Annotated in this window: 8 protein-coding genes and 2 pseudogenes; 5 read left to right on the top strand and 5 right to left on the bottom strand. The window is 73.3% G+C overall.

Going from position 1 to position 9338, the window contains the following annotated elements; translation table 11 throughout:
• The 5 genes and pseudogenes from EEJ42_RS37845 to EEJ42_RS37865 form a co-directional block, all read right to left on the bottom strand.
• A pseudogene (locus EEJ42_RS37845) lies at nucleotides 1–260 on the bottom strand (allophanate hydrolase subunit 2 family protein); the annotation flags it as partial.
• Complete coding sequence (pxpB, locus tag EEJ42_RS37850) at nucleotides 257–898, bottom strand: 5-oxoprolinase subunit PxpB (protein ID WP_184503474.1); 642 nt, start codon at nucleotides 896–898, stop codon at nucleotides 257–259. The gene pxpB and the pseudogene EEJ42_RS37845, both read right to left, overlap by 4 nt.
• Before the next feature lie 74 nt (nucleotides 899–972).
• Nucleotides 973–1755: a LamB/YcsF family protein gene (locus EEJ42_RS37855; protein WP_123106710.1), complete on the bottom strand. Its 783-nt coding sequence runs from the start codon at nucleotides 1753–1755 to the stop codon at nucleotides 973–975.
• On the bottom strand, nucleotides 1752–2585 hold the full coding sequence (locus tag EEJ42_RS37860) for a putative hydro-lyase (protein WP_123106711.1): 834 nt from the start codon (nucleotides 2583–2585) through the stop codon (nucleotides 1752–1754). Before EEJ42_RS37860 ends, EEJ42_RS37855 begins: the two co-directional genes overlap by 4 nt.
• Before the next feature lie 22 nt (nucleotides 2586–2607).
• Nucleotides 2608–3921 (bottom strand): MFS transporter, encoded by a 1314-nt coding sequence (locus tag EEJ42_RS37865; protein ID WP_184503473.1) that lies wholly within the window; start codon nucleotides 3919–3921, stop codon nucleotides 2608–2610.
• A gap of 194 nt (nucleotides 3922–4115) precedes the next feature.
• Between EEJ42_RS37865 and EEJ42_RS37870 the strand changes: the two genes are divergently transcribed.
• The 5 genes and pseudogenes from EEJ42_RS37870 to EEJ42_RS37890 form a co-directional block, all read left to right on the top strand.
• Nucleotides 4116–4820, top strand: a complete 705-nt coding sequence (locus EEJ42_RS37870; protein WP_123106712.1) for a GntR family transcriptional regulator — start codon at nucleotides 4116–4118, stop codon at nucleotides 4818–4820.
• 121 nt (nucleotides 4821–4941) lie between these two features.
• Nucleotides 4942–5586: a pyroglutamyl-peptidase I gene (gene pcp, locus EEJ42_RS37875; protein WP_123106713.1), complete on the top strand. Its 645-nt coding sequence runs from the start codon at nucleotides 4942–4944 to the stop codon at nucleotides 5584–5586.
• 157 nt (nucleotides 5587–5743) lie between these two features.
• On the top strand, nucleotides 5744–7279 hold the full coding sequence (locus tag EEJ42_RS37880; protein ID WP_123106714.1) for a hypothetical protein: 1536 nt from the start codon (nucleotides 5744–5746) through the stop codon (nucleotides 7277–7279).
• 98 nt (nucleotides 7280–7377) lie between these two features.
• Entirely contained in the window at nucleotides 7378–8268 is an 891-nt protein-coding gene (locus tag EEJ42_RS37885; protein ID WP_123106715.1) for a hypothetical protein, read from the top strand.
• Nucleotides 8269–8328: 60 nt separating this feature from the next.
• Nucleotides 8329–9338 (top strand): annotated as a pseudogene (locus EEJ42_RS37890) (hypothetical protein); the annotation flags it as partial.

Below are 9338 nucleotides of genomic sequence, written 5' to 3' on the forward strand. Positions count from 1 at the left end.
CCGTCGACGGTGACCGGGCAGGGGGCGCCGGTGACCGCCACCGTCGCCGCCCGGCGGAGCCGCACGGCGCACCCGGTCAGCGTGGTCTCCAGGGTCGCGGCGTCCTCCGGGTTGCCGACGAGGCGGTTCGCCAGCCGGTGCGCGGGCTCGTCGAGGGCGCCGGAGCGGGGCACGCCCAGGTGGGCGTGGCCCGCGCGCCCCAGGTCCTGGACGGTGGTCAGCGCGCCCGCCCGTACGACCGCGAAGGCGCTGTCGCTCACTGTTCCCTCCCTGCTGGCTCTTCTGACCCCGTCGGCTCCGCCACGACGAAGCGGACGCGGGTGCCGGGCGTGAGCAGCGCCGCCGGATCGCGGGCGGTGTCCCACAGCACCGCGTCCGTGGTGCCGATGAGTTGCCAGCCACCGGGGGAGGAGCGCGGGTACACGCCGGTGTACGCGCCCGCGAGGGCGACGGATCCGACCGGGACCCTGGTCCGTGGGGTGGCACGGCGAGGCATCTGGTAGCGGTCGGGCAGGCCGGTCAGATAGCTGAAGCCGGGGGCGAACCCGCAGAAGGCGACCCGGAATTCGGTGCCGGAGTGGATCGCCACCGCCTCGGCGGTCGTGACGCCCCAGACCTCCGCGACCTCGGCGAGGTCGGGGCCGTCGTAGCGGACCGGGATCTCAACCGTCCCGGCCCGGTCCCGGGTGAGCGGCGGGATCCGCCAGCCGGGCAGCTCGGCGGCGAGCCGGGCGGGGTCGTCGAGACCGTCGAGGAGCACGGTCCGCGCGGCGGGCACGATCTCGCGTACGGCGGGCAGTTCGCGGGCCGCCGCACGGCGCAGGATCTCGGCGTGCAACGCCTGGGCCGCCTCGCCGCTGTCGAGTTCGACGAGCAGCCCGTGCTCGCCGACGGGCAGGACGCGCGGGCCGGGCGGCGGGGCCTCGGCCCCGCCGTCCGCTCCCGCCGCCCGTACTGTCGTGGCACCACCGGTCACGTGAACGCCTCCACCCGTACGCCTGAGGCCTGGAGTTCGTTCCGTACGCGCCGGGCGAGGCCGACGGCTCCCGGGGTGTCGCCGTGCAGGCACAGCGACCGTGCGGTGACCTCGACCCGCTGCCCGTCGATCGAGGTCACCGCCCTGTCGCGGGCGATCATCAGGGAGCGCTTCACGACGGCGCCGGAGTCGGTGACGACGGCGCCGGGCTCGCGACGCGGTACGAGCGTCCCTTCGGCCGTGTACGCGCGGTCGGCGAAGGCCTCGGCGACGACCGGCAGACCGGCCGCGCCGGCCGCCTCGTGCAGCCGTGAGCCGGGCAGGCCCAGGACCGGCAGCGCCGCCTCCCCGCCCGCCAGGCGCACGCCCTCGACGACGGCCGCGGCCTGCTCCGCGTCGTGCACGCAGCGGTTGTAGAGCGCCCCGTGCGGTTTGACATAACGGACGCGGATGCCCGCCGAGCGGGCGAAGACCTCCAACGCGCCGATCTGGTACGCGATCTCGTCGGCCAGCTCGCGCGCCGGTACGTCCATGGCGCGCCGCCCGAAACCCGCCAGGTCCCGGTACGAGACCTGGGCGCCGACGCGGACCCCGCGCTCGGCGGCCAGGTCGCACACCCGCCGCATGGTGGACGGGTCACCGGCGTGGAAGCCGCAGGCGACGTTGGCGCTGGTGACGACGGACAGCAGCGCCTCGTCGTCGGTGAGCCGCCAGTGGCCGAAGCCCTCGCCGAGGTCGGCGTTGAGGTCGATCGGCGCGCCGAACGGTGCGTCGGTCATCGCTCCTCCGGAGGTCGGTGGTACGGCTGGGGATTCATGACGCGCGGTACGCGGTACTCCTCGTCCCGTACGTCCGTCACGAGCATCCGGCCCGGGGAGTGGGTGATCGCGAAGGGCGGGCGGGAGGCCATGACGGCCGCCTGCGGTGTCACCCCGCAGGCCCAGAACACCGGGACGTCGCCCGTCCGGAACTCTACCGAGTCGCCGAAGTCGGGCCGGGAGAGGTCGTGGATGCCGAGCAGGGCCGGGTCACCCTCGTGCACCGGGGCGCCGTGCACGGCGGGCATCGCCCCGCTCACCCGGCGCGCGGTGGGGACCAGGGCGGAGGGTATCGGCCGCATCGAGACCACCATCGGGCCCGAGAGCCGTCCGGCCGGACGGCACTGGCGGTCCGTCACGTACATGGGCACGTTGCGGCGCTGCTCGATGTGGCGCAGTGGCACGCCCGCGGCGGCGAGCGCCGTCTCGAAGGTGAAGCTGCACCCGATGAGGAACGCGACCAGGTCGTCCCGCCAGTGGGCGGTCACCTCGGCCGGTTCGGCGACGAGTTCGCCGTGCTCCCAGACGCGGTAGCCGGGGAAGTCGGTGCGCAGGTCGGCGCCGTCGGCCAGCCGGGTGGTGACGGAGCCGGGCCCGCTCTCGTCGAGGACCGGACAGGGCGCCGGGTTGCGGCGGCAGAAGAGCCGTACGTCCTGCGCCCAGTCGGCCGGCACGGCGATGAGGTTGACCTGCGCGTAGCCCGGAGCCCATCCGGCCGTCGGCGAGGAGACGCCGGACCGGAACATCTCGCGCGCGCGGGCGGGGTCCGCGGGAGGTGTGGTGACGCTCATGTCGTGCTCCCGTCCGTTGTCATCAGACCAGTTCACGGCCGCGGGTCTCCGGCAGGCCGAGCAGGGCGAGGACGGCGATGCCGTAGCCCACGGCGCCGAACACCAGCGCGCCGCCGACGCCCCAGCTGCCGGCGAGGAATCCGACGAGGGTCGGGAAGAACGCGCCCACGGCGCGGCCGGAGTTGTAGGTGAACCCCTGCCCGGTGCCCCGGACGGCCGTGGGGTAGAGCTCGCTGAGGAAGGAGCCGAAGCCGCTGAAGATGGCCGACATACAGAAGCCCAACGGGAATCCGAGGACCAGCAGCAGGCCGTTCGAGCCGCTCGGGATGTGGGTGTAGACGAGGATGCAGCCGGCGGAGAGGAAGGCGAACAGCGCGATGGTCTTCTTCCGGCCCAGCCGGTCGGTGAGGTAGCCGCCGGTGAGGTAGCCGGTGAAGGCGCCCGAGATCAGGGACGTCAGATAGCCGCCGGTGCCGACGACCGTGAGGCCCCGCTCCTCCTTGAGGAACGTCGGAACCCAGGTGGCGAGCGTGTAGTAGCCGCCCTGGACTCCGGTGGCGAGCAGCGAGGCGAAGACCGTGGTCTTGAGGAGCCCCGGGCGGAAGATCTCGGCGAACGAACCGCGCTTGGCGGTGCCGGCCCGCTGTTCGGCGGCCTGGGGCGCGTCGGTGACGTTCCTGCGGATGTAGAACACCAGCAGGGCGGGGAGGGCGCCGGTCCAGAACATCACGCGCCAGGCGAGGTCCTCGTCGACGAATTGGAAGACGAGGGTGTAGACGATCACGGCGAGGGCCCAGCCGACCGCCCAGGAGCTCTGGATGAAGGCGAGCGTGCGGCCGCGGTGCCTGGCGGAGGCGTACTCGGCCACGAGGATCGCGCCGACCGCCCACTCACCGCCGAACCCGAGCCCCTGAAAGGCACGCAGCACCAGCAGCGATTCGTAATTGGGCGCGAACCCGCAGGCCACGGTGAAGATCGCGTACGTGATCACCGTGATCATCAGCGCCTTCACCCGGCCGATCCGGTCGGCCAGGATCCCGGCGAGCGCGCCGCCCACGGCGGAGACCACGAGGGTGACGGTGGTGAGCAGCCCGGTCTGGTCGCTGCTGAGCCCGAAGTACGCCGCGATGGCGACCATGCTCAGCGGCAGGGCGAAGAAGTCGTACGAGTCCAGGGCGTAGCCGCCGAAGGCGCCGTTGAAGGCGCGGCGGCCACGTGGGCCGAGGTCACGGCGCCAGGCGAAGGCGCCGTTGTCCTCGGCGCCTTGGGTGGTGGGGCGGGATGCCGGAGTTGTCTCGTTCGGCAGGTTTGAGGGTGTTGTCGGGGATGTGCGCATGGCCACCTCGCAGAGAGGGATGTGTGGCAGAGGCGTGAAGGTCGCCCCGGGGTGAGGGAGGTCGGGGCGGTCGGGCTTGCCGGTCAACGTAGAGGATCGTTGAACGATCCGGCAATACCCATGTTGTTTCGTTCCTGTTTCTGCGATTGACTGGTCGCAGACAGAGGGCAAGGGGCGAGAAGAGAAGAGGGCGCGTGGGGAAGAACGGAGCCGGTCAGGCGGCGTTCGCCGGGCTGGCGGACGACCGTGCCCTGCTGGGGCGCACCAGCACCGCCGAGCGGGTGGCCGACATCCTGCGCACCCGCATCACGGACGGGTTCATCCTGCCCGGGTCACGGCTGTCGGAGGACACCATCGGCGGCGCGCTCGGCATCTCCCGCAACACCCTGCGCGAGGCGTTCCGGCTGCTCACGCACGAACGCCTGCTCGTCCACGAACTCAACCGCGGGGTCTTCGTCCGCGTGCTCGCGGTCGAAGACGTCGTGGACATCTACCGGGTGAGGCAACTCGTCGAATGCGCCGCCCTGCGCGGACTCGGCGAGCCGCCCTATCCGCTCGACGCGCTGCGCCAAGCCGTGGCGGCGGGCGAGCAGGCCGACCGCGACGCCGCCTGGCGGGATCTCGGCACCGCCAACATCCGCTTCCACCAGGGGATCGTCGCGCTGGCGGGCAGCCCGCGCACCGACGAGCTGATGCGGGGCGTGCTGGCCGAACTCCGCCTCGTCTTCCACATGATGGACGACCCCCGGCGCTTCCACGAGCCCTACCTCGACCGCAACCGGCAGATGCTGCGGGCACTGGAGGACGGCGACGCGCCGGGCGCCGAGCGGCTGCTCGGCGCCTATCTGGAGGATTCGCTGGCTCAGCTCTCCGAGGCGTACACCCAGCGGATCGGCTGACCTCTCGCCCGGTGGGCCACCCGCGCCGTTTCGCCGGGGGTGCCCGCCGTACTGCTCGAACTCACGGACCAGTACGGTCCCCTCAGAGCGATTCGCCCTTCGCCTTCTGAGGAGGCCACGCATGGCCCGAGTACTGCTCACCGGCTTCCACCCCTTCGGCGGGTCGGTCGTCAACCCCTCATGGCAGGCCGTCTCCCTGGTCGCCGCCGACCCGCCGCCCGGTCTGACCGTGAGCACCGCCCGGCTCAGCTGTGCCTTCGGCACGGCCCTGGAGGAGCTGCGGGCCGCGGTGGACCGGGCCGACCCCGAGGTGGTGGTGTGCGTGGGGGAGGCCGGCGGCCGCCCCGGCGTCACCGTCGAGCGGGTCGCCATCAACGTCAACGACGCCCGCATACCCGACGAGGCGGGACAGCAGCCCCTCGACGGCCCGGTCGTCGAGGGCGGCCCCGTCGCGTACTTCGCCACCCTGCCCATCAAGGCGTGCGTCGCCGCCGTGCGAGCCGCCGGGATCCCCGCCTCCGTCTCGCAGACCGCCGGCACCTTCGTGTGCAACCACGTCTTCTACGGCCTCGCCCACCTGATCGCCACCGAGCGGCCCGCCCTGCGCGGCGGCTTCGTCCACGTCCCGTACGCGCCCGAACAGGTCGTGGACCGGCCCGAACCGTCCCTGCCCGCCGCCACCGTCGCCGAGGCGCTCCGCGCGATCGTCACCACGGCGGTGAGCACCGAGACGGATGTGCGCAGCGCCGAAGGCGCGATTCATTGACCGGCGCGGGCGGACCGGGGAACGTCCGCGAAGCCGTAGACTGACCGGTCGGTGAGTCACGGGAGACGCGCCGGTGTACGGGCACGACGCGCCCCGACATAGCGGGATCTCCGCGCCGTTTCGTGCGTTGTCGGTGCGACCGCCTAATCTGTGCGACGTGACATCTCCACCCCCCGGGGCCGCGACTGCGCCCCAGCTCAACGGCCATGACGGGGCAGCCCGCCCGGCGCCAGGACCGGCCGCCGACGAGGGCCTGGCCCGGCGGCTGCGCGCGCTCGCGTGCACCGCGCCGCTCCATGACCTGGACACCCGCAAGGCCAACCTCGCGGGGGAGTACGGGGTGTACGCGATGGCCGAGGTCGCCCTCGCCGCCATCGACCTGGTCACGCTCAACATGGACTTCGACACCGGCGCCGACCACGAACAGATAGTGGCCAGGCTGCTGCCCCGCGTCGCCGCGCAGGCCCCGGAGCGGCCCGCAGCCGAGCACGAGCGCGTCGCTCGCTGGGTGCTTGAGAACCTGATCAACGTCGGCAGCGTGGACCGCGGCTTCCGCGCCGTGTACGGGACGTTCGGTGCCGACGGCGCGTATGTCCGGCGCGACTACGACTTCAAGCTGATCGAGGAGGTGCCGGGCCCCGGCGGCGGTGTCTATCTGCGCACCACCGACGAAGCGGTCAACGTCCTGGTCGGCGCCCTCGACACGGACGTCACCAGCGCCCAGATCGCCGCCGAGGTCAAACTCGAGGTCCTCATCAGCCGCGGCCGCCTCGCCGACGCCCAACTCGCCGCCGAGCAGGCCCGCTACCGCACCGTCCAGTACTCGGAGACGCTGCGCCGCACGCTGGACGCCACCCGGCGCAATGTCCGCGCGGTCGACTGGCTGCGCACCGTCCCCGAGTTGATCACCGAGGCGCTGGACCACGTCGCCGACCGCTACCGCCACGAGAACGCGATCCTCACCAACATCCGCAAGGCGCGCGACGAGGCCGAGGGCGCCGAGCACAAGCGGCGCGCCGCCGAACTGGTCGACATCGTCAAGGACTGCATCCGCCGCCACACCCAACTCCAGTCCCGGCTGCTGGAGGCCGGGCCGCTGTTCCGCGCCGAGCAGGACCGCCAGGCGTTCGCCCCGCCCGCCGCGCGCGCCGGACTCGACCTGTACGGGCAGCTCCTCGCCCCGATCCTGCCGCTCCCCGTGGAGCAGTCCGGGCGGGTCACCGACGCGTTCTTCGCCCGCGGCACCGGAATGCGGACGCCCACCTCCGTGCGCGTCGGCGACCTGGTCGACATGCTCCTCACCCCGCCCGTCGAGCGCGAACACCTCGGCGCGGAGATGCCCGAGCCGGACCTCATCGCCACCCCCGACGACAGCCGCTTCAGCGAGGAACAGCTCGCGGTCGCCATGGAGCTGCTCGACCTCCCCGCCGACGCCCCGCGCCGCCTCTCCGGCCTTCTCGCCGAGGCCCGCCGCCGCGACCCCGACCTGCCCTACCTGATCGCCCTCCTGGCCGTCCACGCCGCCAGCCCCCCGGTCGGCACCGCCTACCGCCAGGGCGAGCAGCGGCTGCTGTTCGCCGTGGACGACGGCACCGAGCTGGAGGACCACGAATTCGGCGGCGCCGACCTCATAGTGGGCACCGCCCTCCTGGACGCCGCGGGCATGGCGGCGGACCGGACGGAGGTGGCGTAGATGCACCCCCGGAAGGCCCCCGGCCGTCCCGGCCCCGCCGGATCTGCCGCCGCCCTCGCCGCACCCCGTGAGTACGCCCCGCGCAAGGAGCTTCACCCGTGACCGAGTACGACGCCGACGACGCGGCACAGCACGAGCCGACCGAGGCGCCGAGCGCCCCGGCGGGCGGGGTCACGCCCGCCGACGCGGCCGACGCGGCGCGGCTGGTGTCCTTCGGGCTCCAGCCCAAGCTGCTGCCCGCCCGGGACGTCGAGTACGCCGAGCTGCTGCGCCGCTACCGCGACGAACCGGCCTTCGCCCGGCTCGCCGACGCCGTCGCCACCGGGCTCGGCCTGATCGTGCTGGAGGTGTCCACCCGCGCCGGGATGGCCGTGACCGCCGCCGAGGACTCCGTCTTCGCCGTCCGCATGGGCGACTACGCCCGCCGAGCCGCCAGCGACTCCGCCGACCGCTTCCTGCACGGGCTCGCCCATCTCGCCGTCGCCGCCATGGCGTTCCCGCGCCCCGAGGACCTGGCCGACGACGGGTACATCGGCCGGGTCACCGTCAACGGCGTCGACGCCTTCGTACGGCAAGCCTGCGCCCGCTTGGAGGAGCAGGCCGAGGAGCAGGGCGAGAACACCGACCCGGCCACCGACGCGCCCGGCCTGGAGGCCGCCTGGCGGGTGTACGCGCGGCGCAGCGCCACCGGCGCGACCAAGGACGCGCGCCGGCTGGCCGGTTCGACGACCGGCATCATCGGCAAGGCCGTCGCGTTCCTCGTCGACTCCGGGTTCCTCCAGCGCACCGGGGACGAGTCCGGCGGCACGTACCGCACCACCGCCCGCTACCAGCTCCAGGTGCGCGACATGGCGGCCGGTGCCGCCATGTCCGAGCTGCTGGCGCTCGGCGTCGTGCCCGTCGGCGACGGCAGCGCGACCCTGCTGCCGCCGGAGGAGGGCGACGCCCTCGACCTCGTCGCCGACGCCGGTCTGCCGTTCCACTCCTGACGCCGCCCCGTCACCCTCGACCAGCCTTCGACCCACCTCCGACAACGAGAGTCCGCCGCCATGTACGAGCTGTCCCGGATCCGCCTCTACTCCATCGGGCCGGCCGGTGCGCGCTATGCCGACACCGTGCTGGACCTGCGCGGAGTCGGCGATCCGGTGCCCAGCCCCGCGCCGACCCAGGCGGAGTTCTTCGAGGACGAGCCGGTCGGCCCGCCGCGCCGCCCCGCCCCCGCCGGGGTGCTCTTCCTGGAGAACGGCGGCGGCAAGTCCGTCCTCCTCAAGCTGATCTTCTCGGTCATGCTGCCCGGCCACCGGAACACGCTCGGCGGCGCCAGCTCCGGCGTGCTGCGCAAGTTCCTGCTCGCCGACGACTGCGGGCATGTGGCCCTGGAGTGGCAGCACACGGTCACCGGCGAATCGATCGTGGTCGGCAAGGTCAGCGAGTGGCGCGGCCGCCAGGTCTCCAACGACCCGCGGAAGTTCGCCGAGGCGTGGTATTCGTTCCGCCCCGGCCCCGGGCTCAGCCTCGACTCGCTGCCGGTCGCCGAGGCCGCCTCCGTCCGCCCCTCCGCGGAAGACGCCTCCACCGCCCGCGGCCGCCGCCGCACCATGAAGGGGTTCCGGGACGCCCTCACCGAGGCGGACAAGGCGTATCCGCACCTGGACGTCTCCTGGGTGGAGATCCACGAGCGCTGGAACGAACACCTCGGCGAACTCGGCCTCGACCCCGAACTCTTCCGCTACCAGCGCGAGATGAACGCGGACGAAGGCGAGGCGGCCGGGCTCTTCGCCGTCAAGAACGACTCCGACTTCACCGATCTGCTGCTGCGCGCCGTCACCGACACCCGCGACACGGACGGGCTCGCCGACCTCGTCCACGGCTTCGCGCACAAGCTCGGCCGCCGCGCCGAGCTGACCGCCGAGCGCGACTTCACGGCCGGTTCGCTGGACCTGCTCCAGCGCATCGCCGACGCCGCCGAGCGCCGCGAGCAGGCGCGCGGCGTGCACGCGGGCGCCGAGCGCCGCACCCGTACGCTCGCCCGGCGGCTCTCCGCGCGCGGCGCCGAGGA

The organism is Streptomyces botrytidirepellens, from assembly GCF_003721215.1.
GTDB classification, from domain to species: Bacteria; Actinomycetota; Actinomycetes; order Streptomycetales; family Streptomycetaceae; genus Streptomyces; species Streptomyces himastatinicus.